This is a genomic window from Paraburkholderia solisilvae, assembly GCF_902859875.1.
Taxonomy (GTDB): domain Bacteria; phylum Pseudomonadota; class Gammaproteobacteria; order Burkholderiales; family Burkholderiaceae; genus Paraburkholderia; species Paraburkholderia solisilvae.
Window position 1 is genome coordinate 78,450 of the sequence record NZ_CADIKF010000006.1, and the last position, 26,798, is coordinate 105,247.

Below are 26,798 nucleotides of genomic sequence, written 5' to 3' on the forward strand. Positions count from 1 at the left end.
GGGCGATCAGGTCTGCACGTGTTGCGCGTCGCGCTCGCGCTGTCCGGCGAGCGGATCCTTGCGCACCAGCAGCATGTGAATTTGCCGCGCGTCGGCGCGCTGCACTTCGAAGATCAGGTCGCCGAGGCGCACTTTCTCGCCGCGATGCGGCACGCGCCCGAAGTGATGCGTGACGAGTCCGCCGATCGTATCGACTTCCTCGTCGGACAGATGCGTGCCGAATTCTTCGTTGAACTGCTCGATTTCGGTCAGCGCGCGCACACGGTAGCGTCCATCTGGCGACGCGATGATATTGCCGCTTTCCTCGTCGAAGTCGTATTCGTCCTCGATGTCGCCGACGATCTGCTCGAGCACGTCTTCGATCGTGATCAGCCCCGCGACGCCGCCGTATTCGTCGACGACGATCGCAATGTGATTACGGTTCACGCGAAAATCGTGCAGCAGCACGTTCAGGCGCTTGGACTCGGGGATGAACACCGCGGGCCGCAGCATGCCGCGCACGTCGAATTCTTCTTCCGCGTAGTAGCGCAGCAGGTCTTTCGCGAGCAGCACGCCGATTACGTTGTCGCGATTGCCTTCATACACCGGGTAGCGCGAGTGCGCCTTTTCGAGCATGAACGGGATGAAGTCGGCCGGCGTATCCGCGATGTTGATCGCGTCCATCTGCGCGCGAGGCACCATGATGTCGCGCGCGGAAAGCTCCGACACCTGGAACACGCCTTCGATCATCGAAAGCGAATCGGCGTCGATCAGGTTGCGTTCGTGCGCGTCCTGCAGGATTTCGAGGAGTTCGCCGCGGGAATCGGGCTCGGGCGAGATGAAGTCGGTCAGTCGCTCGAGCAGCGAGCGCTTTTCGGTGGGTTTGTCGCTGGAGGATCGTCGACTGGGATACGTGTCGTTCATGGTGGTGCGCCCGGCTCAGCCCGGCGCGCTGTTGCAGAGTGTTAAGGATACACCACGCACATGGCAGGTCCGTGTACCGCGCCGGACGCCCGCCCGCGGCGGCACGGCTGCGCGTTTGCGCACGGGCGTTCGCTCGCTGCTGGCGGTGAGCCGGTGCGGTTGTTCGCCGCGGGTGCCTGCGCAGTTATCCGCGCAGTTATCCGCACAATGATCAGGTAAGCCGGTCCGGCACGCGGACGATGCGGTCCGTCTTTTTATCCTAACGGATAAATCCGTCGCCGTAGGTGAAGAAATTTAATGCGTGGTCAGGAACGGTCAGCGTGCGGCGTTCAGCGTCCAGTGCCGCGTCCGTTCCCGCGTGCACCGGCGGCGGGTGGGTTCGATTCGCCGCCGCGCGCGTCCGGTGCGTCCGGTGCGTCCCGTGCGTCTGTCTCGTCGCGCTTCGCGCCCGCTTGCTCCGCTTGCCGCTTGCAGCGCGCAAGCAGCGCCTCGAGCGCGCGATCGGGCATGCCGCTCCTGCGCAGCGCTTCGACGGTGCGGCTCACGTAGTCGAGCGTCGTGCCATAACGGCCGCACGCGCAGTCGAACACGGTGCTCACCACGTCATCGGATAACTTGCCGGTGTAACTGGGCACATCGCGGCGCATCACGAATGCGAGCGCGTCGACGCGACGGCCGTCGGTCAGTGCACAGGGCAGCCATGCGGGCCGGTACGAGCCCATCGCCATTTCACGCCGCCAGAGTGCTTCGAGATGCGGCAGCGCGCCGTCGGCCGGCAGGCGAAATGCGATGCCGCTGCATGAGCCGCCGCGATCGAGCGCGAGCACGAGCCCCGGTTGTTCGGGCGTGCCGCGATTCACGCGCGACCACAGGTAGAGCCCGCGGTGATAGCCGTGCACGCGCGAGCGGACCGCTTCGGCGGTCGGCAGCCCCGGGTTCCAGATCAGCGAGCCATAACCGAACAGCCACAGGTCGCGCGCGCGGTCCCAACGGTCGAGTGCGCGGTTCATCGACGCGCGCAGTTCGTCGTCCGACAGCAACCGCGATTCGCCGAGCGCCGGCGGATAGCCGAGGCAGCCGGGCGGCCTGAGCGGTGAGGAGTCGGGATCGCGCGCGGTCACGATTACCCGCGATCCAGGGGAGCCTGGGACGTCTGGTGACCTTGGTTGCCCCGGTCGCTCTGGTAAGGGTCCGGAAAGCCGAGGCGGGCGAGCACCTCTTTTTCGATTGCTTCCATTTCCTCCGCGTCCGCGTCGTTTTCGTGGTCGTAGCCTTGCGCATGCAGCGTACCGTGAACCAGCAGATGCGCATAGTGTGCGGCGAGCGGTTTATGCTGCTCGGCTGCTTCCCGTTCGACGACCGGGCAGCACAGGATCAGATCGCCGCTGACCGGATCGTCTTCCGATTCCGCATACGCGAAGGTCAGTACGTTGGTCGCGTAGTCCTTGCCGCGATACGTGCGATTGAGCGTACGGCCTTCGTCGGCGTCGACGAAGCGCACGGTCAGCTGTGCGTCGGCGAACAGCGCCGCCTTGATCCAGCCCGCCACGGTGGCGCGCGGCAGCAGCGTCTTGTGCCCGGGCCACGCCTTCGCGGCGGGGAACTGCAGGTTCAATGAAAGTTTCGGCGCGCGATTCATTCGGTTTTCACTGCGAGTCTTTACTGCCGGTCTTCACCACGAGTCTTTACTGCAGCGCATTCACTGCGCTTTCCCTTCGGTCTGGGTGCGGCCGTTGCCGTCAATCAGCTGCGCGTGCGCATCGTAGGCTTCGACGATGCGCGCCACCAGCGGGTGCCGCACGACGTCCGCGCTCGTAAAGCGTGTGAGCGCGATGCCACGCACGTTCGACAGCACCTGCTGCGCTTCGATCAATCCGCTTTTGTGCCCGCGCGGTAAATCGACCTGCGTCGTATCGCCGGTCACGACGGCCTTCGAACCGAAGCCGATCCGCGTGAGGAACATTTTCATCTGCTCGGGCGTCGTGTTCTGCGCCTCGTCGAGGATGATGAACGCATGGTTCAGCGTACGGCCGCGCATATACGCGAGCGGCGCGATTTCGATCATCTGCCGCTCGAACATCTTCGCGGTCTTGTCGTAGCCGAGCAGGTCGTACAGCGCGTCGTAGAGCGGCCGCAGGTAAGGGTCGACCTTCTGCGCGAGGTCGCCCGGCAGGAAGCCGAGCCGTTCGCCGGCTTCGACCGCGGGGCGTGTGAGCACGATGCGTTTCACCTGATCGCGCTCGAGCGCATCGACCGCGCACGCGACCGCGAGGTACGTCTTGCCGGTGCCCGCGGGCCCGATGCCGAAGGTCACGTCGTGCGAGATGATCTGCTTCAGGTAGTCGCGCTGCGCGGGCGTGCGGCCGCGCAAATCCGCGCGGCGCGTATAGAGCTTCGGTCCGAGTTCTTCGATGTCTTCGCCGCCGTCGTGCGCCGGTTCGTCGAACGGATGATCCGGGTCGCCGCGAAAACGCGTGTCGAGTTCATCGTTGCCGTTCGTGCGGCCGCCGTTGTTCGGGGCGCTGCCGGCATGACGCGACTCGACGAGCGCAAGCTGGATATCGTCGACCGACAGCGGGTCGCGCGCGCTGTTGTAGAAATTTTCGAGCGCGTTCAGCGCGATTTTCGCACCGCGGCCGCGGATGCTGATCCGGTGGCCGCGACGTTGCAGCGTGACGTCGAGCGCCTGTTCGATCTGCCGCAGATTTTCGTCGAGCGGGCCGCAGAGGTTGGCGAGCCGCGCATTGTCGTCGCGCGGGGCAGTGAATTCCAGATGTTGCTGAGTGGTCTTCAAGGCGATGGTTCGATCCTGTCGGTGCGCGGCGCGGGTGAGTGACCGGTCGCTCAGTGAGTGGTCTCGGGGGCGTCCTCGTGGGTCAGCACGAGTTCGCCACGCAACGAATGTGGGTACGCGCGGACGATTTTCACGTCGATCATCTGGCCGATCAGCCGCGCATGCGATTCGAGCGGCGCCGGGAAATTCACCACGCGGTTGTTCTCGGTGCGACCGGCGAGCTCGGTGGTCGGGTCCTTGCGCGCCGGCCGTTCGACCAGAATGCGCTCGACCTTGCCGACCATCGCGTCGCTGATGCGCGCCACGTTCTCCTCGATGGTCGCCTGCAAATGTTGCAGCCGTTGCAGCTTCAGTTCGCGCGGCGTGTCGTCGTGCAGATTCGCGGCGGGCGTGCCCGGCCGTGGGCTGTAGATAAACGAGAAGCTGGTGTCGTAGCTCATCTCGTGCACGAGCGCCATGGTCTTCGCGAAATCGTCCTCGGTCTCGCCGGGGAAGCCGACAATGATGTCGGTCGACAGCGACAGGTTCGGGCGGATCGCGCGCAGCCGGCGGATGACCGACTTGTACTCGAGCACCGTGTAGCCGCGCTTCATTGCCATCAGAATGCGGTCGGAGCCGTGCTGCACCGGCAGATGCAGATGATCGACGAGCTTCGGCACCCTGGCGTACATGTCGATCAGGCGCTGCGTGAATTCCTTCGGATGCGACGTGGTATAGCGGATCCGCTCGATGCCCGGAATCTCGGCGACATATTCGATCAGTGTCGCGAAGTCCGCGATGTCGGATGAACCGACAGTCAATGCACCGCGATAAGCGTTCACGTTCTGGCCGAGCAGCGTCACTTCGCGCACGCCCTGGTCCGCGAGGCCCGCGACTTCGGTGAGGACGTCGTCGAGCGGCCGCGACACTTCTTCGCCGCGCGTGTACGGTACGACGCAATAGCTGCAGTACTTGCTGCAGCCTTCCATGATCGACACGAATGCGCTCGGGCCTTCGACGCGCGCCGGCGGCAGGTGGTCGAACTTCTCGATCTCGGGAAACGAGATGTCGACTTGCGCGCGGCCGCTCGCGCGGCGCGCGTCGATCATCTGCGGCAGGCGATGCAGCGTCTGCGGGCCGAACACCAGGTCGACGTACGGTGCGCGCGCAACGATCGACGCGCCTTCCTGGCTCGCGACGCAACCGCCGACGCCGATCAGCAGGTTCGGGTTCGCTTCCTTCAGCTCGCGCACACGGCCGAGGTCGGAGAAGACTTTTTCCTGCGCTTTTTCGCGGACCGAGCAGGTATTGAACAGAATGACGTCCGCGTCTTCCGGGGAGTCGGTTTTCACGAGGCCTTCAGCGGCGCCGAGCACGTCGACCATCTTGTCGGAGTCGTACTCGTTCATCTGGCAGCCGAAGGTCTTTACATAAACTTTCTTGGTCATCTGGGTTTCGCCGTTCGCAGTAGTTGACCTGGGGGCGTCGTTCAAATCGATGTGGGGCGCAAACGTGCGCGGAAGCCTGCATGCGGGCCGATTGCTGCGCGAACGTGCTGCCGGCCGCCGCGGCGCCATCCGGCACGTGCGGACCACAGGCGTCGATGCGGGCACGGATGAAGGGCGTGTTTGCGGTGGAGTCCAACATTATAGCCTTTCGCTGCGCGCCTTTTCCGGCGCTGGTTTTGCCGCGGAAGTCGGGTTGGTTTGCAGCGCTCGCGGCGGATGGGGCGCGATGCGCGGTGGGATGCGTGTTCGGATGCGCCGTGGGATGCGCGGCGGGATGACTAGCCGGACCCGGCCGCCTCGCGCGGCGCATCCGGATACCCGCAGCGCGCCTCGAGTTCGGCGAGCGTGCGCGTAAAGCGCTCGGCGAGGAAATCGAGCAGCACCCGCACGCGCGGCGCCATGAACCGGTTGCGGTGATACAGCGCATGCAGCGGCGCATCCGGGTAGCGCCAGCCCGGCAGCAGCACGCGCAGGCCGTCCGAGCGCAGATCCGCCTCCACATCCCACATCGATTTCACGACGATCCCGTAACCGCGCAGCGCCCATTCGCGCGCGACCGCGCCGTCATTGGTCTCGCGCGCCGCGTCGAGCGGCACCGTGTACACCTCGGTCTGATTGCCGCGCGTAAAGCGCCATTCGTTGACCGGCCCCGACGCAGTGGACAGCACGATGCAGTGAAAGCGCGCGAGGTCGCGCGGATGCTCGGGCTGCCCGTGTTTCGCGAGGTACTCGGGCGATGCGCACACCACCCGCGGATTCGGTGCGAGCCGCCGCGCGACCAGCGAACTGTCCGCCGGCACGCCGAAGCGGATGGCCAGATCGATGTCTTCCTGCAAAAGATTCGATAGCGCATCCGACAGCGCGAGGCCGAACGTCACGTCCGGGTACAGCGTGTTGAATTCGTCGAGCCAGTGCATCAACAGGTTGCGGCCGAAATCGGAGGTCGCGGCAATGCGCACCTTGCCGCGCACCACGTTCTGGCCCGCTTGCAGCGCGGTTTGCGCGTCGTCGAGCGCGCTCAGCGCCTGGCGGCAGCCTTGCAGATAGACGCGGCCTTCGTCGGTGAGCCGCAACTGGCGCGTGGTGCGATCGAACAGACGCACCTTCAGGCCGCTTTCGAGCTTCGCGAGACGCGCGCTGGCCGCCGCGGGCGTCAGGCCCAGCTTGCGCCCCGCGGCGGACAGGCTGCCCAGCTGCGCGGCCTCGACGAAGAGCCGGATATCTCCGAGATTGTCCATCGCATCGCTTTCAAGAAATATTTGAAAATCCTTCAAATGCTACGTCAATTATCAAAACCGTACTTTGCGGCGACAATGCGCGCATTGGTGAAAACCCGGAGATGCAGCGATGAATCTCGACCACGCAACCATCGTCACGTCCGACCTCGACGCGGCACGCCGCTTTTTCGTCGACGTCGCCGGCTTGACTGAAGGCGCGCGTCCGCCGTTTCGTGTCGGCGGCGCGTGGCTGTATGCGGCCGGGCGGCCGGTCATTCATCTGGTCGATGCGACGTTGCCTGCTCATTTGCCTGGTGACGACGTCTCCGGGCGGCCGGTGCCGCGCATCGATCACATCGCGTTTCGCATCGACAGCGGCGACGCATGGCGCGCGTTGATCGCGCGCATGGACGCCGCGAGCGTCGGCTATCAGCGCGCGGACGTGCCGCTCACCGGTGAAGTTCAACTGTTCGTCGCGCTCTCGCCGGGCGTCGTCATCGAATTCGTGACGGCCGCGCAGCACGCGTCTTCGTAACGTCTTGTCGCGTCGTCGACGCGTGTCGCTGCGCGGTTCCGATCAGACCGATTCCCTATCTGGAGTTTGTTGAACATGCCTATTCCGCTGTTGGCGCTGGCGATCAGCGCATTCGCAATCGGTACGACCGAATTCGTGATCATGGGGCTGCTGCCCGATGTGGCGCGCGACCTGTCGGTGTCGCTGCCGTCGGCCGGTCTGCTGGTGAGCGGCTACGCGCTCGGCGTCGCGGTCGGCGCGCCGCTGCTCGCGGTGATCACGAGTCGCATGCCGCGCAAGATCGCGCTGCAATTGCTGATGGGCGTCTTTATCGTCGGCAATGTGCTGTGCGCGATCGCGCCCAGCTACGGTGTGCTGATGGTCGCGCGGGTGGTCACGTCGTTCGCGCACGGGTCGTTCTTCGGCATCGGCGCGGTGGTGGCCGCATCGCTGGTGCCGCAGGAAAAGCGGGCGAGCGCGATTGCGTTGATGTTCACCGGCCTCACGCTTGCCAATGTGCTCGGCGTGCCGTTCGGCACGTTTATCGGTCAGCAGTTCGGCTGGCGCGTCGCATTCTGGATTGTGAGCGGCCTCGGCGTGCTGTCGCTCGGCGGCGTGACCGCGCTCGTGCCGAATCGCCACGACACCGGACCGGCCGGACTCGGCCACGAAGTGCGCGTGCTGCGGGAGCCGCAGGTGTGGCTCGCGCTCGCGATGACGGTGCTCGGCTTCGGCGGCGTGTTCGTGGTGTTCACCTTTATCGCGCCGATTCTCGAACAGGTGAGCGGCTTCACGCCGCATGGCGTGACGCTGATCCTCGTGCTGTTCGGCGTCGGCCTGACGGTGGGCAACGCGATCGGCGGCAAGCTGGCGGACCGCGCGCTGATGCCGTCGCTGATGGGCATTCTCGCTGCGCTCGCGATTGTGATGGCGGTATTCGCGCACACCAGTCATGCACAGGTCGCCGCGGCGGTGACGGTATTTGTATGGGGCATCGCGGCGTTCGCGACGGTGCCGCCGCTGCAGATGCGTGTGGTCGAGAAGGCGGCGGCCGCGCCGAATCTCGCGTCGACGCTGAATATCGGCGCATTCAATATCGGCAACGCGGCGGGCGCGTGGCTCGGCGGCCTCACGATCGGCCACGGGTATGGGCTCGATACGTTGCCGTGGGTGGCGGCGGCAGTCGCGGTCGCGGCGCTGGTGCTGACGTGGGTTGCCGCGCGACTCGATGCGCCCGCAACCATCGGGTCGCGCGCGAAAGCGTGCTAGATGCATGCGCGCGCAAACGTGATATCGGTGTGACGATATCTTGGTTGGGCGCCCGAAAGGCCGATGCTAGGCTTGCCTCCATCGAAGTTCGCGCCGCGTCGCGGCGGCGCGCAAGGAGGCACGTCATGCATTCCCCGCTCGCGCTCGTGCGCGATCCCACCATCGATGCCGATGAAGTTGACGGGCACGCCGCCGCCGCGGAACCGGCCGGCGCGCTCGAGCAACGAGTCGGCGTGAATCTCGCCCGCTTGCGTGCGGAGCGGCAGTTGTCGCTCGATGCGCTGGCGCGTTTGTCGGGCGTGTCGCGTGCGATGCTCGCGCAGATCGAATCGGCGCGCAGCGTGCCGTCCATCAAGGTGCTGTGCAAGATTGCCGGCGCGTTGAAAGTGTCGGTGTCGGCGTTTTTGCGGCGCTATGCGGTGCACGGCTTCGAGCATTTGCCGGCCGAGCGCGCGGCGAGGCTGCTGACATCCAATGGTCGCTTCGCGACGCGTGCGCTTTATCCCGACGATGAACCGGTCGCCGCCGAGTTTCACGAGTTGCGTATCGCGCCGCTGCATACGGAGCCGGGCAGGCTCCGTGCGCCGGGCACGACGGCCAATCTGGTCGTGAGCGAAGGGACGCTCGAGGTGATCGTACATGGCCGGCGCCAGCTGCTCGCGACCGGCGATGCGATCGTGTTCGATGCCGACCAGCCGCATACGCTGCGCAATCCGGGCGATACCGAAGCGCGCGCGTTTCGTGTGACGGTGAATCCGGAGACACCGCCGCGCTGGGACATCGCGGTGCCGGCCGGGGTGCCGGCTGCTGTTGCCGCTGCGCATTCAGCGGCGCTCGGGCCCGCGCAGTTGCCTGCGCATGCGCAGGCGCATATACCGGCGCATGGGCCGGATTGAACCGTTCAGCGCGATTGCGACGGTTGTTGTATGCTTGGCCCGCCGGAAAATGAGTTCCGGCAATCAGTACGTCTTCAGGGCGGGGCGAAATTCCCCACCGGCGGTATGCAGGCGGCGTTGCACGTATCGAGTGCGCGCCGGCTGCGAGCCCGCGAGCGCTTGCGCATCTGTCTTCGATAGTCGTCGGTGGTTCGAAGCATGCGTGAGGTCAGCAGATCTGGTGCGATGCCAGAGCCGACGGTCAGAGTCCGGATGAAAGAAGATGTGCAGATAGTCATCTGTTCGTCCTTGCTGTGCCGGTTGTTCGTGGCTTGTTCCGCGCTTGTCTGATGCTTGTTCCTGGATCTGTTTCCGGCTTTGTTCCTGGATGCGTTCCGGTTTCATTCCAGGCGGGTTGCGGATGCGGTGCATGTGCATTGTGATGCGCCGGCAGGATGCGTTTGTCTGTTTGCAATGCCCTGAAACGTTTTTCGCCCGAACCTTTGCGAGGAGCGTTTCACATGTCCTTCACTGCTATCCCAGCTGCTTCTGTTTCCACTTTCCCCGAGCCCGCGGTTCGAGCCGATGACGCGCTCGCCGATCTCCCGTTGCTTGCCGGTCACGCCATCCCGCCGCGTATCGCCGCTGCGCTGCAAGCGCTGCGCGAGGGTCGCGCGGTCGTGCTGCAGGACGATCACGACCGCGAGAACGAAGCCGACCTGATCGTTGCCGCGGAACGCCTGACCGCCGGGACGATGGCGCTGCTGATTCGCGAATGCAGCGGCATCGTCTGCCTGTGTCTGCCCGACGAGCGAATTCGCGCGCTCGAGTTGCCGCCGATGACATCGAACAACGAAAGCCGCAACGGCACCGCGTTCACGGTGTCGATCGAAGCGCGCGACGGGGTGTCGACCGGCGTGTCGGCCGCCGACCGCGTAACGACGATTCGCGCGGCGATTGCCGAGCGCGCGAAGCCTGCCGATATCGTGCGGCCGGGCCATGTGTTCCCGTTGCGTGCGATGCCGGGCGGCGTGCTCGCGCGGCGCGGCCATACCGAAGGCACAGTCGACCTCGTGACGCTCGCGGGCCTGAAGCCGGCCGGCGTGCTGTGCGAACTGATGAACGCCGACGGGACGATGATGCGCGGCGCGCAGGTCGAGCGTTTCGCCGCGCAGCACGCGATGCCGATGCTGACCATCGCCGAACTGGTCGAGTTTCGCGAGACGCTCGCGGCGGCGCGGGAGTTGTCGGCCGAGGCGGCCTGAGGCGGGCCGAGACTCGCTGGGAGATGCGCTGAAAGACGCGCTGAAAGACGCGCCGAGCAGCGCGCGAGGACAGGCAGACCCGCGCGCTACGACTGCACGTCGCCGAACGCGCCTTGCATTCCCGCGGCAACGAGCGCGGGCAGTTCGTCCATATGCTGCATGATCCGCGTGATGCCCATCTTGCGCAGCACGTCGGCGTAGCCATCGGGAATATGGCTCGCGCCGACGAACGCGATCGTCTTCATGCCGGCCGCGCGGGCCGCGCTGAGCCCCGCGACGCTATCTTCGATCACGAGGCATCGCGCGGGCGCGACGCGAAGCGTCTGCGCCGCGTGCAGATACACGTCCGGAAACGGCTTGGGCCGCTCGACCTGTTCCGCGCTGAATACCCGCTCCGCGAAAATCGCGGTGAGACCCGCGCGCTCCAGCGACGCGCTGACGCGCGCCAGCCGGCTGTTCGATACCACCGCGGCCGGCAGCGGCACGCGTTGCAACGCATCGCGCACCCCGCTGACCGCGCTCAACGAGCGGGCCAATTCGGCTTCCACGTTGCGATCGACAGTCTTCACGAAGTTCGCGGGCAACGTGATGCCGAACGCCGCTTCGACGCTTTCGAGAAAGCGGGACGTCTTCTGGCCGAACGCGGTTTTGATGATTTCGTCGAACGACAGGTCCGGATACATCGCGGATAGCGTGCTGTGCATCACGCGATCGGCGATCACTTCGCTATCGACGAGCACGCCGTCGCAGTCACAGATGAGGTGGTCGATCATACGGAGAACGCAGAGGCGGCAAGCGGCGCGACGCCGCGCGCATTCAGGCGCCGGACAGGAAAACGACATGATACGCGGTGCGCTGGCGCGGCGTTGCGATGCGGGTGAGGGCGGCGTGAGTGTGGCGTCAGTGCGTATCGTCTGCCCACGCCTTCGACGCGCGCACGGCGCGCTGCCAGCCCGCGATGCAGCTATCGACATCCGGCCGCGCCATCGCCGGCGTGAAGCGGCGCTCGAGCTGCCACTGGCTTTGCAGCGCGTCGACGTCCTTCCAGTAGCCGACGGCGAGGCCAGCCAGATACGCGGCGCCGAGCGCGGTGGTCTCGACGACCCGCGGCCGCACCGCGTCGACGCCGAGCAGATCGGCCTGAAACTGCATCAGCAGATTGTTCGCACTCGCGCCGCCGTCGACGCGCAGTTCGCCGATGCGGATGCCTGAATCCGCCTCCATCGCTTTCAATACATCGAGCGATTGATACGCGATCGAATCGAGCGCCGCGCGCGCGATATGCGCGGACGTCGTGCCGCGCGTGACGCCGAACAGCGTGCCGCGCGCGCGTGCATTCCAGTGCGGCGCGCCGAGCCCGGCGAACGCGGGCACCAGGTACACGCCGTCGCTATGCGCGACGCCGCCCGCGAGCGTTTCGATTTCCGCGGCGCTGCGAATCAGGCCGAGGCCGTCGCGCAGCCACTGCACGACCGCGCCCGCAATAAAAATGCTGCCTTCGAGCGCATAGTCGACGCGTTCGCCGATCTGCCATGCGATCGTCGTGACGAGGTTGTTGTTCGATTCGATCGGCTGATTGCCGGTGTTCATCACGAGGAAGCAGCCGGTGCCGTAGGTGTTCTTCACCATGCCCGATTGCGTGCAGAGCTGGCCGAAGAGGGCGGCATGCTGGTCGCCGGCGATGCCGGCAAGCGGAATGCCCGAGGCGAACACGGTGCTCTGCGCGCGCCCGTATACCTCGGATGACGGCCGCACCTCGGGCAGCATGCTGCGCGGAATATCGAGTGCGGCGAGCAGTTCGTCGTCCCACTGCAGCGTGTGGATATTGAAGAGCATCGTGCGCGACGCGTTGGTGACGTCGGTGATGTGCAGGCCGCGCTTCGTGAAGTTCCAGACGAGCCAGCTATCGACGGTGCCGAACGCGAGCCGCCCTTGCCGCGCTTTTTCGCGCGCGCCTTCGACGTGGTCGAGAATCCAGCGGATCTTCGTGGCCGAGAAATACGAGTCGATCGGCAAGCCGGTTTTCGCGCGCACGGTAGCTTCAAGACCTTGCGCCTTCAACTGGTCGCAGAAGTCGGCGGTGCGGTGGTCCTGCCAGACGATCGCGTTGTACACCGGCTGGCCGGTTTCGCGGTCCCAGACGATGGTCGTCTCACGCTGGTTCGTGATGCCGATCGCCGCAATCGCCGAACCGCCGACGCCCGCACGTGTGACGGCTTCCGCAGCGACGCCCGCCTGGGTCGACCAGATTTCTTGCGGATTGTGCTCGACCCAGCCCGGCTGCGGATAGATCTGTTCGAACTCCTTCTGCGCGAGCGAGACGACATTGCCATTGTGGTCGAACAGCATTGCGCGGGAGCTGGTGGTTCCCTGGTCGAGCGCGAGGATGTATTGGTTTGGCATGTCGTGTCTCTCCTCCGTGTGTGCGCGGCATCGTCGGCGCGGGCGCGGGTGTTCTTGCGGTGCGGTGCGCTGCGTGCCCGATTGTGGCACGCGTGCCGTTGGCCGTGGCGCGCGGGTTCGGGCGTGCGGGTGCACGTGTGGGCGCTTGTGTACGTTTGTGTGCTTTCGCGTGCGTTGGAGTTATAGGTGCTGCGGTGCGGACGTCTCGCGTGCGAACCATGCATCGATCTCGCGCGACACCGCGTCCCGCGTGTCAGGCTCGACATGCAAGCCGAGCTTTGTGCGTCGCCACAGCACGTCGTACGCGGTCCGCGCCCATTCGACTTCACGCAGATAACGCAGCTCGGCTTCGTACAGGTCAGGCGTGAACGCATGCCCGAGGTCGGCGAGCGAACCCGCTTCGCCGATCACACGCTCCGCGCGCGTGCCGTATGCGCGCGCGTAGCGATGCGCGAGCGCGGACGGCAGCCACGTGTAGCGTTGCGCGAGTTGCGCGGCAAAGCGGTCGAAATCGGCATCCGCGATATCGCCGCCCGGCAGCGGCGCGCCGGCCGTCCACGCGGGCGCGGGCGTGCCGAGCGCGCGCGTGATGTCGTCGAGCGCTTCTTCAGCGAGCTTGCGAAACGTGGTGATCTTGCCGCCGAACACCGACAGCAGCGGCGCGGCGCCGTCGGGTGCATCCAGTTCGAGCCGGTAGTCGCGCGTGACCGCGGACGCGTTTTTTGCGCTTTCGGCGCTTTCGTCTTCGAGCAGCGGCCGCACGCCCGCATACGACCAGTACACGTCGCGCGGTGAAATCGGCTGCCTGAAATAGCGATTGATGGAATCGCACAGGTACTGCGTCTCTTCCGCGGTGATCGCGACGCGCGCCGGATCGCCGTGGTATTCGATATCGGTCGTGCCGATCAGCGTGAAATCGCGCTCGTACGGAATCGCGAAGATGATGCGCTTGTCGGGGTTCTGAAAAATGTAAGCGTGGTCGTGCCCGAAGAGCCGTCGCGTGACGATATGACTGCCCTTGACGAGCCGCACCGCGTAGTTCGACGCGTGGTGGGCGTCGTGCTGCGCGGTGCGATCGATCGCGTCTTGCAGCAGTCGACCGACCCACGGTCCCGCGGCATTCGCGATGGCGCGGGCCTGCACGCCGAGCGTCGTGCCGTCCGACCGCACAAGCTGCGCGCGCCAGAGGCCATTCGCGCGCGCCGCTGTGACCAGCTTCGTGCGGGTCATCACGCGCGCGCCGCGTTCACGCGCGTCGAGCGCATTGAGCACGACGAGCCGTGCATCGTCGACCCAGCCGTCCGAGTAGACGAAGCCGCGCCGGATCGACGCGATGAGCGGCGCGCCGGCCGGATGCCTGCGCAGATCGACGCCGCGCGAGCCGGGCAACAATTCGCGGCGCGCCAGATGATCGTACAGAAAGAGCCCCGCGCGAATCAGCCACGCCGGCCGCAGATCCGGCATATGCGGCATCACGAAGCGCAGCGGCCACATGATGTGCGGTGCGGCGCGCAGCAGCGTTTCGCGTTCCTGCAGCGCTTTGCGCACAAGCGCGAACTCGCGGTATTCGAGGTAGCGCAGGCCGCCGTGAATCAGCTTCGTGCTGGCCGACGATGTGTGCGCGGCGAGGTCGTCCTGTTCGCACAGCAGCACCGACAGCCCGCGCCCGGCCGCGTCGCGCGCGATGCCCGCGCCGTTGATGCCGCCGCCCACGACAAGCAGATCGAAAGGGGAGTCTTGCGCCACCGGCCGGCCCTCGTTCTGGTGGAAAGAAGGGTTCAAGAAAGCTTATCGAAAACTGTGTGTTCGTTTTCGAACTCTAACGAACACATTCGAAAAAGTAAAGTTCGCGCGCCGCCAACGCAGTGCGTGATCGCTTCACGCGTCACGCGCGGCAGGTGGGCGACGGCGGAACGCGAGTGCGAGGCTGGTGGCAACTTCGGCGGCGTCGGACGATACTCACGACACCAGCCATTTCGAGGTGAAGAGAAGATGCGTGGAATCTGGATAATCGGAGCCGCGGCGCTCGTCGCGGGTTGCGTCAGCACACCGAGTCTGACGAGCACGTCGCCGGGCGCGCCGTCGTTCGAGGCGCTGCAGCAGATGTGCAGTCCGCAGGCGGTCGACTATGGGCAGGACGCGCAGTCCGTCTATGTGACGCTGTTCGATGCGTACGTCGCGCATAAGCGCGGCGGGTTGTCGCAGGAGAATTACTGCGCGTTCCAGCAGTCGATTGCGCAGCAGTACACCGCGCACGGCACGAGCAGCGATCCGCAGGTGCGCGATCTCTGGGTGGTGTTCTTCAACAACCAGCGCGCGAAGGCGCTCAGCTGGCGTTCGGCGGTCGATCCGACGCTGCGCACCGGTTGAGCGGGGCGGCGAACGGCGCAGCGAAGAACGCGCATAAGAAAACGGTCAGGCGGGCAGGCCTCAAAGGCGGGCGCCGCGTGACCGTCCGTGAACCCGTGCGTTCGCGCGTCCGTTGCAAACGCGCTGACAGGTCCAATCCGCGACCGGCAAGATTGCCGGGGAATCTATGAAAAACGCTTGATGGCTCTGAGTGCGGAATCGCCGCTCTCGGTGATGCGCCATTGCTGCCGGCCCGACGCGAGTTGTTCGAGTTGGACGAGCTGCCGTTCGAGCAGCGCGTCGAGTTCCTGGCGCTCCATGTCGACCTGGTTCGGCGCGTCTTTCACGAGCAACAATGTGGCGAATTCATGCGGACTCAGCATCGTTTCTCTCCATTTCAAGCATACTCGGGCTGCCTTCGCGCCGCTCCCGCAGGGCCTGCTGTACGGGCGGCGATCCTTTTGGGATCAGGCTTTGAGGTTGAGCTTTCGTGGCCGGCACGCTCGATAAGCACGTCGGGGAACTGGAGTTTAGTCAACTGCCGCGGGAACGCCAAATCGGCCCCAGTAAATTTTCCATTTGACAGCGGCGCGCGCCGCAGGCGGTCGGCGCGAGCGGCTCGTATCACGATTTCACTGCAGGTTTCGCGTGCGCCGCAGCATGGTTCGTCTGCCGCGTAGCGCGCAACGCGCAGCGCCGCTATCCGGCGACGAACACCTGGGTGCCCGCTGTGGCGATGGTTTCGACCATGTCGGCGGGGGGCGGCTGATCGGTGAAGAGCGAGTCGATCTGGTCCAGATGGCCCTGGCGCACCAGCGCCGGCCGGCCGAACTTCGAATGATCGGCGGCGAGAAACACGGTGCGCGAATGCTGGATGATCGCTTCGGCGACGCGCACTTCGCGCGTATCGAAGTCGCGCAGCGTGCCGTCGGTCTCGATGCTCGACGTGCCGATAATCGCGAAGTCCACCTTGAACTGCCGGATGAAGTCGATCGCCAGTTCGCCGACGATGCCCTTGTCCCACGGCCGCACGATGCCGCCCGTCACGAGCACCTCGCAGTCCGGATAGCCGCTCATCATGCTCGCGACATTCAGATTGTTGGTGATCACATGCAGGCCGCGATGCCGGTTCAATGCGCGCGCCACTTCTTCGGTGGTGGTGCCGAGGTTGATGAACAGCGACGCCTGATCGGGGATATGCGTCGCGACGAGTGCTGCGATGCGGCGCTTCTCGTCATGAAACATTCGTTGCCGCGCGCTGTACGACACGTTTTCGGAGCTGGTCGGCAGGCTTGCGCCGCCGTGATAGCGGCGCAGCAAGTTGATATCGGCGAGCCAGTTGACGTCGCGCCGGATGGTCTGCGGCGTCACGTCGAAGTGGGCGGCGAGGTCGTCCACCGTCACGAAGCCGTCGCGCTGCACCCACTCGAGCAGCTCCTGTTGGCGTGCGTTTAGCGTGAGGCGCGGGTCTCGGGTCATGGCTTGTCGGTCGGTCCGCATGGTGGCGCGGCGGGCAAGGGTTGGCTTGCGCGTATTGTAAGGCGTCCGGCGGATAAGCCATTCGCAGGGGTTCCGTCCGCGATCCGCCAAGGTTCTTTTACCATTCTTGACGCGTGCTGATTGACGTGTGCATGGCGAGGCCGGACAAGCATCCGGATGACGCGTGCATTGAATGCGGCACTGCGGTCATGACGCATTTGCACAATCGGCCGTTTCATCACAGGAACCTCGAGTCTCCCGGCATGGTCTGTGCTCGGGTGTTCTGCAATTTTGCGAATCTGCAGCTAAGATGAAAGAAAAAATAAACTGTTGCTTCAGGATGTCGTGCATTTTGGGAGAAAGACGCAAGTCGACCGGTCAGCGCGCTCGTGGTTGGGGCATGCTTCGTTCAACGATCCGATCCAGTTTAGGGAGAACAATCGATGCACACTAAAGCGACCCATGTCATGCCCTGGCGAATCGAAGATATCGACCTGAGCCGGATCGACCGCCAGCGCGCCGTCGCGAACGAGGATTTGCTGCTGCTGCTGTGCGCGGCTTCGTTTATCGAAAGCGGTACAGACCTCTATACAAGCAACCTCAGCACGTTCTTCAACGGCGACCCGGAAGTCTCCGCGTGGCTGAACACCGAGTGGGAGCCTGAGGAACTGCAGCATGGCCGTGCGCTGAAGATGTACATCGCGCACGTGTGGCCCGAGTTCGACTGGGACACCGCGTTCCGTCAATTCTTCGAAGAGTATTCGAAAACCTGCGGCGTCGAAGAATTCGAAAAGACGCGCGCGCTCGAGATGGTCGCGCGTTGCGTTGTCGAGACCGGCACCGCGACGCTTTATCGCGCGATCGGCAAGTGTTCGGACGAACCGGTGCTCAAGCAGATCACCGACAATATCCGCACCGACGAGGTCCGGCATTACAAACACTTTTTCCAATACTTTAAAAAGTACAACAGGATCGAAGGCAACGGTCGGCTCGCTGTTCTCGGCGCGCTGTTGCGCCGCGTGATGGAGATCAAGAACGAAGACTCGGAAATCGCATTGCGGCATGTGTTCGCGATCCGCTACCCCGAGCGCGTCGGCGATCCGGCCTACAACAGGGAACGGGCCGCGCGCGTGAGCAGTCTGGTGCGCCGCAACCTGTCGGCGGAGATGTGTGTGAAGATGCTGCTCAAGCCACTCGATCTGCCTGCCAGGATTCAGCCGGGCGTGCACTATCCGCTCGAGAAGATCGCGCAGCATGTGTTCTTTCGTTGAGAGTTGATGAGAGACCTGGCTCACTCCGTACACCGGTAACGCGGCATACTTGCCGTTAGCCGCACAAGCAAATGGCCCGCGCGAGCGGGCCATTTGCTTGTGCGGCCCGCTTACGTCGAGTGTTTAACCTGCGTGCGTGATACGTGTCATCGGCACGTCGGCACATTGGCAGGGATCAGCACTTACAGGCACATATGGGCCCGCGCAGGGTCCGCATCGATGGAGATTGCTATGACCGATTCCGCAGCGTCCAGAAGCGGCCTTGAACTGAACGTATTCGACGAATGGCCCGACCCCTTGCGCGCGCTTTTCGATGGCACGGCGCTCGCATCGAAGATAGGCTTTACGGGGTCGCTGGTGACAGCCGACGCGAATGGGCATCTCCGGACATCGCTGCTCGGGATCGGCGAACTGTACGCACCGGACTCGCGCCGCCTGTGCGTCGCGCTGTGGCCGCAGGCGCGCGCCGCGCGTGCGCTCGCAGAGAACCGGCGCGCCGCGCTCACCTTCGTGTTCGACGATGCGTTCTATCAACTGCAGATGGCGTTCGAGCCGTTGCCGGTCGCGGATGACGACCGCGATGCATCGGGCGGTCTCGTGTGCTTCAGCGGTTCGATCGATACCGGCGAGGCACAGCGCGTGAATTACGCGCGACTCACGAGCGGCATCATGTTCGAACTCGCCGCGGGAAAGGACGCGACGCTCGAACGTTGGACGCAGCAGGTCGAGTATCTGAAGAAAGCGGCCGGGCGCATCTGACGAGGCGATGCTCGAGCGGCGATCGCGTATGAGACGCGACCACCGCTGCGATCACCGTTGTGTTCCGTCGCTCAACGAAGTTCAGTCGCCGCGCCGGGTGTCGCGCGCCGGATTCGGCCGCTTCGGCCCCTTCGGCGCATCGCCGTGCGGCTTGGCGCCGCCGAGCAGCGCGCCCGGATTGCCGCCTTGCTTGCGCTGAGCGTGCGTGGCCGCGTGGTCATGTGTGCTTGAACGCGGCTTTTCATGCGCGCGCGTCGCGTCATGGCGCACGCTGTCCTTGCGAGCCGGAGCGGGCGCATTCGCGGGCCGTGCGCCTTGCGGCTTGGCCGGCTGCTGCGCGTGCGGCTTGCCGCTGCCCTGTTGCTGCGCATTGCGCGGCTGCTTATGTTGTCCGTTCGGCTGCGCATTTGCAGTGGCGGGTTTGCTCTGCTTCTGCTTTTGCGCCCCCGCGCCGCCTTCGCGGCGCGGCGCGTTTTGCCGCGCACCAGCCTCGCGCGGTTCACGCGGCTGACGCGCGCCGCCACCCTGGCTGCGGCGCAGGATCGGCTCGGGCCGCGCATGCGGATCGGGCTCGAAGCCCGGAATCACTTCCTGCGGCACCGTGCGTTTGATCAGCTTCTCGATGTCCTTCAGCAACTGCAGTTCGTCGACGCATACCAGCGACAACGCTTCGCCCGTCGCGCCCGCGCGGCCCGTGCGGCCGATCCGGTGCACGTAGTCTTCCGGCACGTTCGGCAGGTCGAAGTTGACCACGTGCGGCAACTGGTCGATATCGATGCCGCGCGCGGCGATATCGGTCGCGACCAGCACCTGCAGCGTACCGTCCTTGAACTCGCTGAGCGCGCGCGTGCGTGCCGACTGGCTCTTGTTGCCATGAATCGCAAGCGCACTGATGTCGTCCTTCGTCAACTGTTCGGCAAGGCGGTTCGCGCCATGTTTGGTGCGTGTGAACACCAGCACCTGAAACCAGTTGTGCTGCTTGATCAGATGCGTGAGCATCTCGCGCTTGCGGTCGCGATCGACCGGGTGCACCTTCTGCGCGACCGTCTCGGCCGTCGTATTGCGGCGCGCGACTTCAATCAGCGCCGGCGAGTTGAGCAGGCTGTCGGCGAGCGCCTTGATTTCATCGGAGAAGGTGGCGGAGAACAGCAGGTTCTGCCGCTTCGGCGGCAGCTTCGCGAGCACGCGCTTGATGTCGTGAATGAAGCCCATGTCGAGCATGCGGTCCGCTTCATCGAGCACGAGAATCTCGAGGTGCGACAGGTCGATGGTCTTCTGCTGCATGTGATCGAGCAGACGCCCAGGTGTCGCGACGACGATATCGATACCGCGCTTTAACGCATCGATTTGCGGATTGATGCCGACGCCGCCAAACATCACCGTCGACTTGATCTTCACGTACTTGCTGTACGCACGCACGCTTTCCTCGACCTGCGCGGCGAGTTCGCGAGTCGGCGTGAGGATCAGCGCGCGGACCACACGCTTGCCGGACGCTGCATTCGACGCACTGGTGGACAGCCGTTGCAGGATTGGCAGCGTGAAACCGGCGGTTTTGCCGGTGCCGGTCTGCGCGCCGGCGAGCAGATCGCCGCCGTTGAGCACAGCAGGGATGGCTTGCAGCTGGATCGGGGTAGGGGACGTATAGCCGAGTTCTTGAACAGCACGGACCAACGGTTCGGACAAGCCGAGAGAATCAAAAGACATAAGCTCTTTGTAATGCGGATGTGGCGAACGGTGGTGGCACCGTAACCGGCTCGTCCGGCGGGGCTCATCCAGCAACCCGGCCGACGCCGTTCGCGTAAAAATCGGCGGCACGCACGGTGCGTGCCGAATGCATCAACGCGCTAAGCAGACACGTCGACTGGCGTTAAGTTGCATCTATCGCAACGCTTATCATGCAACATAGCGCGCGACACTGACGAATTGACACAGACTGCCGGCGAGCACGAACAGGTGCCAGATACCATGTCCGTGCCGGATGCGCTCGTCGTTGACGAAGAAGTAGATGCCGGCGCTATAAATGATGCCGCCGGCGACGAGCCACGCGGTGCCCGCTGCCGGCAATGCTTCGACGAGCGGGCGGATGGCGACGAGCGCGAGCCATCCCATCAATACGTACAGCACCATCGATACGCTGCGAGTGCGTCGCCCGAGCGTGAGTTCCTGCACGATGCCGAGCCCGGCCAACCCCCAGCTTACGCCGAATAGCGACCAACCCCACGGCCCGCGCAACGTAACCAGTGTAAATGGCGTGTAACTGCCGGCAATCATCAGATAGATCGCCGCATGATCGCACTTCTGCAGCACGCTTTTGATGCGCGGCGCGCGCACGCTGTGATAGAGCGTCGAGATTGCGTACAGCACGAACAGTATCGCGCCATAGACGCTGAAGCTGACCACTTTGTACGGATCGTCGTCGAGGGCGCCGAGCGTGACGAGCGTCGCCAGCCCCGCCGCCGCCAACAGCGCACCGACGAGGTGGGTGATGCAGTTCAGACGCTCGCCGACTGGCACGGCGCTTCTCCCCGAACACTCAAAGCAAACAACGCTTTATGGGCCGGCCCACGCGGGACGTACCGCATGAACCGGCAAAAAACAAAAGGCGCGGCCCGCGATTCTCCGATGGCCGCGCCCTGATACGTTCGGCTTCGCCTAGTCGAGCGGCGCCGAGCGCAGTTCGCTGACCTGTTGCGGCGACACCGGCGTACCGTGGTTACCCCACGACATCCGGATGTACGTCACGACCGCAGCCACTTCCTGATTCGACAGCGCTTGTGCGAACGGCGGCATACCGTACGGCTTCTGATTGCCGCCCGTGCTCGGCGGATAACCGCCGTTCAGTACCATACGGATCGGGTTGACCGCCGACGGCATCTGAATGGACTGGTTGTTCGCCAGCGGCGGGAACGCCGGCGGCATGCCGAGGCCGTTTGTTGCGTGGCACTTCGCGCAGTTGTCAGCGTAGATCTTCTGACCTTGCTTCAACAGTTCGCTGCCGAACTGTTCGCTGGTTTCCAGCTGCAGATGCTCAGGCGCTTCGTCCTTCTGCGGGATGGTCTTCAGGTACGTCGACATCGCGTGGATGTCGTCGTCCGTCATGTACTGCAGGCTGTTGTGCACGACTTCGGCCATCGGGCCGAACACCGCGCCGCGCTGCGACACGCCGGTCTTCAGCAGGTCGGAGATGTCCTTGATGTCCCAGTCGCCGAGGCCCGCTTCCTTGTTCGACGTGAGCGACGGCGCGTACCAGTTCTGCAGCGGGATCAGACCGCCTGCGAACGCCGCCGAGTTCACCGGGCCGCCCATCGCGTTGATCGACGTGTGGCACATGCCGCAGTGGCCGAGGCCTTCGATCAGGTACGCGCCGCGGTTCCACTCGACCGACTTGGTCGGATCCGGCTTGTACTCGCCTTCACGGAAGAACAGCGTGCGCCAGCCGATCAGCAGGTTGCGGTTGTTGAACGGGAATTTGAGTTCGTGCGGACGGCTCGGCACGTGCACCGGCGGAACCGAACGCAGGTACGCATACATCGCGTCCGAGTCGGCGCGCGACACCTTCGTGTAGCTCGTGAACGGGAAGCCCGGATACAGCAGGCTGCCGTCCTTCGAACGGCCGGTATGCAGCGCGCGATAGAAGTCGTCCGAGGTCCACTTGCCGAGGCCGTATTCGTCATCCGGCGTGATGTTCGGCGTGAACATCGTGCCGAACGGCGTGGCCATCGGCAGGCCGCCGGCGAATTCCTTGCCGCCGCGTACCGTGTGGCACGCGATACAGTCGCCGGCGCGGGCGAGGTACTCGCCCTTCTTGATCAGCGCGGCCTGGTCGGCCGGCGTGGCCGCCATCGCGGCGCCGTTGTGCAGGTTGTCGCCGCCCGACCAGAGGACCGGAACGAGCGCGGCGGCCGCAACGACGACGACAGCCGAAAGGGCGAACAGGGACTTGCGTTTCATTTGATGGTCTCTCCCGGTGCCTTATTGCGGTTCGCTGCCGCAGGCAAGCGGAGTCTTCAACGAGTTGGCCGGAGCCGGCACGGGGTTTTGCGGAGCCTGCTGCGTGGACAGCCACGCAGCGACGGCGTTCACGTCGTCATCGGTGAGACGCGTGGCGATGGTGTGCATGCAGTCGGGGTCGATCGCGTGGCGCGTGCCCGAGCGCCACGCGCCGAGCTGCGCGCTGATGTAGTCGGAGTGCAGGCCGACGAGGCCCGGGATAGCCGGTTCCATGCCGGTCAGCGCCTTGCCGTGGCAGGCCGCGCATGCGGGGATCTGCTTCGAGGCGTCGCCGTTCAGCACGATCTGACGGCCGCGCGCGAGCGTCGAATCGGACACGGTCGGCTTGTTGGGCGTGGGGTACGGCGGGCGTTGCTGCGAGAAGTACGTGGCGATCTGATGCAGGTAGTCGTCCGAGAGATACGTGACGAGGTAGTTCATCGGCGGGTACTTGCGGCGGCCTTCGCGGAAATTCTTCAACTGGTTGTACAGGTAGTCCGCCGGTTTGCCCGCCAGACGCGGGAAGTAGTCGTTGTCGGTGCCCTGGCCATGCGTGCCGTGACATGCGGTGCAGCCCTGCACGCGCGATTCCATCGTATCCGGGGCTTTGGCTTGAGTCTGCGCTTTCGCAGCGCTATAGACGCCTGCACTGCCAATCAACAGAAGGGCGAGCAGCGGGCGGAAAATGCGTCTTGAAGACACGCGTAACTCCATGAAATCGGGGACCTGACCGAGCTTCGAACTGGCTCGGTATAACGACGGAAGGGCAGCGGGCGCTGCGGCGACGCAGCATTCTATCATCGATGATTGATGATGACTATTTGCCACATAGGGCAAAGTTCACGCCCCCAACCATGCTGTGCGACAGTTTGACGCATTATTCGCAGACGTTGCTTGCCCTTTGCCGTCACCTTTGCCAGACAAGGCAAAGCGCGAAGCGATCCGCCGAAGTCTCGGCAGCGCACCGCGCTTCCTTTAAGATGACGCCTTTCTTGCGGCGCCCCGCATGTTATCCGACCACGGCGCGACGTGCAGCCAGCCGCGTTCTTTCCCGCTTCCTTTCAATCCGCCTTTGATGACCCTCTACGCTGCCGCCTGCCTGTCCGTTTGCATATGCGTTTGTCCGTCACTCCACCGCGCGGTCCTCGTGCGCGCTGCCGGTTCGTCGAGCCTCCTATGACCATGAACGGACTTTGGCTCGGGCAGGTCGCGATGGCCGCGCTCATGAATGTCGCGTTTGCATTCGCGGTCGGCACGGCGCTGCTTGCCGCGTGGCTCGCGAAAGATGCGCAGACCAACGTCGCGCCGGCGCGGCCCGCATGGTTGCGCGCGCAACGGTCGATGCAGGTCGCCGCGATCGTGCTGCTGCTCGCGGATGCAGGCTGGCTGCTGTATGCGTCGGCGACGATTGGCGGAGTGAGTCTGCCGGCCGCGCTCGGCGTCGTGCCGACCGTGCTCGCGCAGACGCACGTCGGTCATGCGTGGGCGGTCGCGTTCGGCGGCGCGGCGCTGTTGCTGCTGACGTCGCTCGCGAGTCACACCGGCATGTTGCGCAACGCGCTGTTGTGGCTCGCGGTGATCCTGATTGCGGCGGGCAAGGCGTCGCTGGGCCATGCGGCCGATGCGGGGCCCGTGTCGCCGGCGGTCGGCCTGCATACGGTGCATGTGCTGGTCGCCACGGTGTGGGGCGGGCTGGTGCTCGCGGCGGGATTCTCGGTGCTGCCGGCGCTCGGCGCGTCGGTCGCGCGCGGTGTGCTGATCCGCACGGCGGTGCAGGTGTCGAACATGTCGCTCTTTGCGGCACTGTTCGTGCTGCTGACGGGTGCGTTCAATGGGGTGCGAGGTTCCGGCGCTTCGCTTGCGGCGATCGAACAGAGCACGTGGGGCCATGTGCTGATGCTCAAGCTCGCGCTCGTCGCGCTGGCGCTTGTGCTCGGCGGGCTCAATCGCTTTTCCGCGTTGCCGAGACTACGCCGGACCGCATCGACGATGGACGCGCACACGTTTGCGAATCTGCTTCATCTGGAAGCGCTGGTGATGATCGGCGTTTTTGCCGCCGCGGCGGTGCTCGCCGACAGCGCGCCGGCTTTTGCGACGCTGGGGTGAGCGTCGAGCGGTGTCGGCCGCCGTGTTCGTATCAAACGTGAACGATAGGCTCGAGGGTCACCGCATCGAACATGCCCTGCTGAGGCTTGCCCGCGTCGTCGAGCCATTCGCAGATCAACCAGGTGCCCGGCGCGAACGCCACCGGGCCGACCCATGTGGCCGTCATCAGGCGGCCACCGGATTTCAATGTAAAGACGTCCCCAGGACGGTACGGCGTGGTATGCGGCACGCTCTCTCCTCATTCTTCTTTGTATCGCGTCGAAGTTGTCGCACGACCCTGAGCCTCATTCGAAGCCCAGCCGATGGCCCAGTATCGGCGCGCAGAACAGCGCGATCGCGCAACCCGCGGCCTTGCCTTCGAGTTCGGCGGACGCGGCATGAGCGTTATACACGTACGTGAACAGATCGAATAGCTGTGGCAAGCAATACAGCACCCCAGCGCCGATGAAGCAACGTTCGACGATGGCAATGCGCCAGCCGCGTTCATAGGCGAGCGCCGCGAAAATCACGCGCAGCACGCCGAATACGACAAGCGCGCCGACGGCGGCCTGCTGGCGGATCAGATAGTCCGGAATGAATTCAGTCATGATGCCCGGTCTGTGAATGGTCGTATCGAAGACCATTCAGCAAAGACCGAGCCAGATTGTTCGCGTGCTGCGCTAGCATGCCGCAAAGCGTTGCGCGGCAAGGCCCCGGCAACTCATGACGCGTGACGAAGCGCGCGTCGCAGCGCGTGCGTTACGGCCGTTACGCCAAAAATGTAACGCCGGCGAAACATCGCGCGGAAAAATGCGGACTGCGCGTTTCACCAATGAAAACGCCGCCTCGCGGGCGGCGTTCGAACAGCGTTGCTTCAGTGCGGACTCAACTTGCCGTGCTTACCATTCGGCGACACTGCCGTCTGTGTGGCGCCACACCGGATTGCGCCAGCGGTGGCCGACCTTCGCCATCTCGCGCACTTTCTCTTCGTTCACTTCGATGCCGAGGCCCGGGCCTTGCGGAATCGACACGTAGCCGCCTTCGTACTTGAAGACTTCCGGGTTCCTGATGTAGTCGAGCAGGTCGTTGCCCTGGTTGTAGTGAATGCCGAGGCTCTGTTCTTGAATGAACGCGTTGTAGCTGACCGCGTCGAGCTGCAGGCAGGTGGCGAGTGCGATCGGACCGAGCGGGCAGTGCAGCGCGAGCGCGACGTCGTACGCTTCGGCCATCGACGCGATCTTGCGGCATTCGGTGATGCCGCCCGCATGCGACGCGTCCGGCTGGATGATGTCGACGTAGCCGCCCGCGAGAATGTGCTTGAAGTCCCAGCGCGAATAGAGGCGCTCGCCGAGCGCGATCGGCGTGCTGGTCTGGTTCACGATATCGCGCAGCGCCTCGACGTTCTCGGACAGCACCGGCTCCTCGATAAACATCAGCTTGAACGGATCGAGTTCTTTCGCGAGCACTTTCGCCATCGGCTTGTGCACGCGGCCGTGGAAGTCGACGCCGATACCGACGTTCGGCCCGACCGCTTCACGCACGGCCCTGACGTTGTCGATCACGCCTTGAACCTTGTCGAACGTGTCGATGATCTGCAGTTCTTCGGAGCCGTTCATCTTCACGGCCTTGAAGCCGCGCTCGACCACCGCGCGCGCGTTGTTCGCGACATCGCTCGGCCGGTCGCCGCCGATCCACGAATAGACCTTGATTTTGTCGCGCACCTGGCCGCCGAGCAGCGTGTGCACCGGCACGCCGTGAAACTTGCCTTTGATGTCCCACAGCGCCTGGTCGACGCCGGCGATCGCGCTCATCGAGATCGGGCCGCCGCGGTAGAAGCCGGCGCGGTACATCACCTGCCAGTGGTCTTCGATCAGGCGCGGGTCCTTGCCGACGAGGTAGTCGGACAGCTCGTCGACCGCCGCCGCGACCGTATGCGCGCGCCCTTCGACGACCGGCTCACCCCAGCCGACGATGCCTTCGTCGGTCTCGATCTTCACGAAGCACCAGCGCGGCGGGACGATGAAGGTTTCGATGCGGGTGATTTTCATGGTGCGTCTCCTGTGGGTGTGGCGGGCGAAGCCGAATCCGGGTTGCGTTGGACCGCGAAGGTCGGGGAGCCACATGCTACAACAAAATCG

The 26,798-nt window shown here is 64.7% G+C and carries 26 protein-coding genes and 1 riboswitch; of the genes, 8 read left to right on the forward strand and 18 right to left on the reverse strand.

Annotated features, from left to right (window positions below; translation table 11 throughout):
• Positions 1 to 6: 6 nt before the first annotated feature.
• The 6 genes from HV675_RS05880 to HV675_RS05905 form a co-directional block, all read right to left on the reverse strand.
• On the reverse strand, positions 7 to 903 hold the full coding sequence (locus tag HV675_RS05880; protein ID WP_175109855.1) for a CorC family transporter: 897 nt from the start codon (positions 901 to 903) through the stop codon (positions 7 to 9).
• 329 nt (positions 904 to 1,232) lie between these two features.
• Positions 1,233 to 2,027: a gamma-glutamylcyclotransferase gene (locus tag HV675_RS05885; RefSeq protein WP_377700464.1), complete on the reverse strand. Its 795-nt coding sequence runs from the start codon at positions 2,025 to 2,027 to the stop codon at positions 1,233 to 1,235.
• On the reverse strand, positions 2,027 to 2,542 hold the full coding sequence (gene ybeY / locus HV675_RS05890) for an rRNA maturation RNase YbeY (RefSeq protein ID WP_175109856.1): 516 nt from the start codon (positions 2,540 to 2,542) through the stop codon (positions 2,027 to 2,029). The genes HV675_RS05885 and ybeY overlap by 1 nt, the downstream gene beginning before the upstream one ends.
• Positions 2,543 to 2,602: 60 nt before the next feature.
• Positions 2,603 to 3,697, reverse strand: a complete 1,095-nt coding sequence (locus HV675_RS05895) for a PhoH family protein (protein ID WP_175109857.1) — start codon at positions 3,695 to 3,697, stop codon at positions 2,603 to 2,605.
• Between the two features lie 50 nt (positions 3,698 to 3,747).
• Positions 3,748 to 5,124, reverse strand: coding sequence for a tRNA (N6-isopentenyl adenosine(37)-C2)-methylthiotransferase MiaB (gene miaB, locus HV675_RS05900; protein WP_175109858.1), 1,377 nt, complete (start codon positions 5,122 to 5,124; stop codon positions 3,748 to 3,750).
• Positions 5,125 to 5,462: 338 nt separating this feature from the next.
• On the reverse strand, positions 5,463 to 6,422 hold the full coding sequence (locus tag HV675_RS05905) for a LysR family transcriptional regulator (RefSeq protein WP_175109859.1): 960 nt from the start codon (positions 6,420 to 6,422) through the stop codon (positions 5,463 to 5,465).
• A gap of 109 nt (positions 6,423 to 6,531) precedes the next feature.
• Between HV675_RS05905 and HV675_RS05910 the strand changes: the two genes are divergently transcribed.
• From HV675_RS05910 to ribB, 4 genes are all read left to right on the forward strand, one after another.
• Positions 6,532 to 6,936, forward strand: a complete 405-nt coding sequence (locus HV675_RS05910; RefSeq protein ID WP_175109860.1) for a VOC family protein — start codon at positions 6,532 to 6,534, stop codon at positions 6,934 to 6,936.
• A gap of 75 nt (positions 6,937 to 7,011) precedes the next feature.
• Positions 7,012 to 8,184: an MFS transporter gene (locus HV675_RS05915; protein ID WP_175109861.1), complete on the forward strand. Its 1,173-nt coding sequence runs from the start codon at positions 7,012 to 7,014 to the stop codon at positions 8,182 to 8,184.
• A 125-nt stretch (positions 8,185 to 8,309) separates the two neighbouring features.
• Positions 8,310 to 9,080, forward strand: a complete 771-nt coding sequence (locus HV675_RS05920) for a helix-turn-helix domain-containing protein (RefSeq protein WP_175109862.1) — start codon at positions 8,310 to 8,312, stop codon at positions 9,078 to 9,080.
• Positions 9,081 to 9,146: 66 nt separating this feature from the next.
• Positions 9,147 to 9,348, forward strand: a riboswitch (FMN riboswitch).
• A 232-nt stretch (positions 9,349 to 9,580) separates the two neighbouring features.
• Complete coding sequence (ribB, locus tag HV675_RS05925) at positions 9,581 to 10,324, forward strand: 3,4-dihydroxy-2-butanone-4-phosphate synthase (RefSeq protein WP_175109863.1); 744 nt, start codon at positions 9,581 to 9,583, stop codon at positions 10,322 to 10,324.
• An 86-nt stretch (positions 10,325 to 10,410) separates the two neighbouring features.
• Here ribB and HV675_RS05930 read toward each other — a convergent pair whose 3' ends face one another.
• The 3 genes from HV675_RS05930 to glpD form a co-directional block, all read right to left on the reverse strand.
• Positions 10,411 to 11,097 (reverse strand): HAD family hydrolase, encoded by a 687-nt coding sequence (locus HV675_RS05930; protein WP_175109864.1) that lies wholly within the window; start codon positions 11,095 to 11,097, stop codon positions 10,411 to 10,413.
• 127 nt (positions 11,098 to 11,224) lie between these two features.
• Positions 11,225 to 12,727 (reverse strand): glycerol kinase GlpK, encoded by a 1,503-nt coding sequence (gene glpK, locus HV675_RS05935; RefSeq protein ID WP_175109865.1) that lies wholly within the window; start codon positions 12,725 to 12,727, stop codon positions 11,225 to 11,227.
• A gap of 180 nt (positions 12,728 to 12,907) precedes the next feature.
• The gene (gene glpD, locus HV675_RS05940; RefSeq protein ID WP_175109867.1) at positions 12,908 to 14,473 is read right to left on the reverse strand and encodes a glycerol-3-phosphate dehydrogenase; all 1,566 of its coding nucleotides are present in this window, start codon (positions 14,471 to 14,473) and stop codon (positions 12,908 to 12,910) included.
• A 246-nt stretch (positions 14,474 to 14,719) separates the two neighbouring features.
• Here glpD and HV675_RS05945 point away from each other — a divergent pair, with 246 nt between their 5' ends.
• Positions 14,720 to 15,097, forward strand: a complete 378-nt coding sequence (locus HV675_RS05945) for a hypothetical protein (protein ID WP_175109869.1) — start codon at positions 14,720 to 14,722, stop codon at positions 15,095 to 15,097.
• Positions 15,098 to 15,261: 164 nt separating this feature from the next.
• On the opposite strand, the gene HV675_RS05950 is transcribed toward HV675_RS05945, so the two are convergent.
• Together HV675_RS05950 and HV675_RS05955 are read right to left on the reverse strand one after the other, a co-directional pair.
• On the reverse strand, positions 15,262 to 15,459 hold the full coding sequence (locus HV675_RS05950; RefSeq protein WP_175109871.1) for a hypothetical protein: 198 nt from the start codon (positions 15,457 to 15,459) through the stop codon (positions 15,262 to 15,264).
• A gap of 316 nt (positions 15,460 to 15,775) precedes the next feature.
• On the reverse strand, positions 15,776 to 16,555 hold the full coding sequence (locus tag HV675_RS05955) for a DeoR/GlpR family DNA-binding transcription regulator (protein WP_175109872.1): 780 nt from the start codon (positions 16,553 to 16,555) through the stop codon (positions 15,776 to 15,778).
• Between the two features lie 443 nt (positions 16,556 to 16,998).
• On the opposite strand from HV675_RS05955, the gene HV675_RS05960 reads away from it, so the two are divergent.
• Together HV675_RS05960 and HV675_RS05965 are read left to right on the forward strand one after the other, a co-directional pair.
• Positions 16,999 to 17,826, forward strand: coding sequence for a ferritin-like domain-containing protein (locus HV675_RS05960; RefSeq protein WP_175109873.1), 828 nt, complete (start codon positions 16,999 to 17,001; stop codon positions 17,824 to 17,826).
• 231 nt (positions 17,827 to 18,057) lie between these two features.
• On the forward strand, positions 18,058 to 18,585 hold the full coding sequence (locus tag HV675_RS05965) for a hypothetical protein (protein WP_175109874.1): 528 nt from the start codon (positions 18,058 to 18,060) through the stop codon (positions 18,583 to 18,585).
• Between the two features lie 81 nt (positions 18,586 to 18,666).
• On the opposite strand, the gene HV675_RS05970 is transcribed toward HV675_RS05965, so the two are convergent.
• The 4 genes from HV675_RS05970 to HV675_RS05985 form a co-directional block, all read right to left on the reverse strand.
• Complete coding sequence (locus tag HV675_RS05970; protein ID WP_175109875.1) at positions 18,667 to 20,289, reverse strand: DEAD/DEAH box helicase; 1,623 nt, start codon at positions 20,287 to 20,289, stop codon at positions 18,667 to 18,669.
• A gap of 189 nt (positions 20,290 to 20,478) precedes the next feature.
• Positions 20,479 to 21,099 carry a PAQR family membrane homeostasis protein TrhA gene (gene trhA / locus HV675_RS05975; protein ID WP_175109879.1) on the reverse strand — a complete coding sequence of 207 codons (621 nt, stop codon included), beginning with the start codon at positions 21,097 to 21,099 and terminating at the stop codon, positions 20,479 to 20,481.
• Between the two features lie 138 nt (positions 21,100 to 21,237).
• On the reverse strand, positions 21,238 to 22,536 hold the full coding sequence (locus HV675_RS05980; RefSeq protein ID WP_175109881.1) for a c-type cytochrome: 1,299 nt from the start codon (positions 22,534 to 22,536) through the stop codon (positions 21,238 to 21,240).
• 21 nt (positions 22,537 to 22,557) lie between these two features.
• The gene (locus tag HV675_RS05985; RefSeq protein WP_175109883.1) at positions 22,558 to 23,289 is read right to left on the reverse strand and encodes a c-type cytochrome; all 732 of its coding nucleotides are present in this window, start codon (positions 23,287 to 23,289) and stop codon (positions 22,558 to 22,560) included.
• Between the two features lie 462 nt (positions 23,290 to 23,751).
• Between HV675_RS05985 and HV675_RS05990 the strand changes: the two genes are divergently transcribed.
• Positions 23,752 to 24,681, forward strand: coding sequence for a CopD family protein (locus HV675_RS05990; RefSeq protein ID WP_175109884.1), 930 nt, complete (start codon positions 23,752 to 23,754; stop codon positions 24,679 to 24,681).
• A 31-nt stretch (positions 24,682 to 24,712) separates the two neighbouring features.
• Here the strand turns inward: HV675_RS05990 and HV675_RS05995 are convergent, their stop codons facing one another.
• The 3 genes from HV675_RS05995 to dgoD all read right to left on the reverse strand — a co-directional run bounded on the left by HV675_RS05995 (position 24,713) and on the right by dgoD (position 26,708).
• A complete protein-coding gene (locus HV675_RS05995) occupies positions 24,713 to 24,910 on the reverse strand; it encodes a YodC family protein (RefSeq protein ID WP_175109885.1) in 198 nt (65 codons plus the stop codon).
• 55 nt (positions 24,911 to 24,965) lie between these two features.
• Positions 24,966 to 25,268 carry a hypothetical protein gene (locus HV675_RS06000; RefSeq protein ID WP_175109886.1) on the reverse strand — a complete coding sequence of 101 codons (303 nt, stop codon included), beginning with the start codon at positions 25,266 to 25,268 and terminating at the stop codon, positions 24,966 to 24,968.
• Positions 25,269 to 25,559: 291 nt separating this feature from the next.
• Positions 25,560 to 26,708 (reverse strand): galactonate dehydratase, encoded by a 1,149-nt coding sequence (gene dgoD / locus HV675_RS06005; protein WP_175109888.1) that lies wholly within the window; start codon positions 26,706 to 26,708, stop codon positions 25,560 to 25,562.
• Between the last annotated feature and the right edge of the window lie 90 nt (positions 26,709 to 26,798).

Coding starts and splice junctions, on each gene's coding strand:
- HV675_RS05880 (WP_175109855.1), bottom strand. CDS start 903: ATGAACGACACGTATCCCAGTCGACGATCCTCCAGCGACAAACCCACC.
- ybeY (WP_175109856.1), bottom strand. CDS start 2,542: ATGAATCGCGCGCCGAAACTTTCATTGAACCTGCAGTTCCCCGCCGCG.
- miaB (WP_175109858.1), bottom strand. CDS start 5,124: ATGACCAAGAAAGTTTATGTAAAGACCTTCGGCTGCCAGATGAACGAG.
- HV675_RS05905 (WP_175109859.1), bottom strand. CDS start 6,422: ATGGACAATCTCGGAGATATCCGGCTCTTCGTCGAGGCCGCGCAGCTG.
- HV675_RS05910 (WP_175109860.1), top strand. CDS start 6,532: ATGAATCTCGACCACGCAACCATCGTCACGTCCGACCTCGACGCGGCA.
- HV675_RS05915 (WP_175109861.1), top strand. CDS start 7,012: ATGCCTATTCCGCTGTTGGCGCTGGCGATCAGCGCATTCGCAATCGGT.
- HV675_RS05920 (WP_175109862.1), top strand. CDS start 8,310: ATGCATTCCCCGCTCGCGCTCGTGCGCGATCCCACCATCGATGCCGAT.
- ribB (WP_175109863.1), top strand. CDS start 9,581: ATGTCCTTCACTGCTATCCCAGCTGCTTCTGTTTCCACTTTCCCCGAG.
- HV675_RS05930 (WP_175109864.1), bottom strand. CDS start 11,097: ATGATCGACCACCTCATCTGTGACTGCGACGGCGTGCTCGTCGATAGC.
- glpK (WP_175109865.1), bottom strand. CDS start 12,727: ATGCCAAACCAATACATCCTCGCGCTCGACCAGGGAACCACCAGCTCC.
- HV675_RS05945 (WP_175109869.1), top strand. CDS start 14,720: ATGCGTGGAATCTGGATAATCGGAGCCGCGGCGCTCGTCGCGGGTTGC.
- HV675_RS05950 (WP_175109871.1), bottom strand. CDS start 15,459: ATGCTGAGTCCGCATGAATTCGCCACATTGTTGCTCGTGAAAGACGCG.
- HV675_RS05955 (WP_175109872.1), bottom strand. CDS start 16,555: ATGACCCGAGACCCGCGCCTCACGCTAAACGCACGCCAACAGGAGCTG.
- HV675_RS05960 (WP_175109873.1), top strand. CDS start 16,999: ATGCACACTAAAGCGACCCATGTCATGCCCTGGCGAATCGAAGATATC.
- HV675_RS05965 (WP_175109874.1), top strand. CDS start 18,058: ATGACCGATTCCGCAGCGTCCAGAAGCGGCCTTGAACTGAACGTATTC.
- HV675_RS05970 (WP_175109875.1), bottom strand. CDS start 20,289: ATGTCTTTTGATTCTCTCGGCTTGTCCGAACCGTTGGTCCGTGCTGTT.
- HV675_RS05980 (WP_175109881.1), bottom strand. CDS start 22,536: ATGAAACGCAAGTCCCTGTTCGCCCTTTCGGCTGTCGTCGTCGTTGCG.
- HV675_RS05985 (WP_175109883.1), bottom strand. CDS start 23,289: ATGGAGTTACGCGTGTCTTCAAGACGCATTTTCCGCCCGCTGCTCGCC.
- HV675_RS05990 (WP_175109884.1), top strand. CDS start 23,752: ATGACCATGAACGGACTTTGGCTCGGGCAGGTCGCGATGGCCGCGCTC.
- HV675_RS06000 (WP_175109886.1), bottom strand. CDS start 25,268: ATGACTGAATTCATTCCGGACTATCTGATCCGCCAGCAGGCCGCCGTC.
- dgoD (WP_175109888.1), bottom strand. CDS start 26,708: ATGAAAATCACCCGCATCGAAACCTTCATCGTCCCGCCGCGCTGGTGC.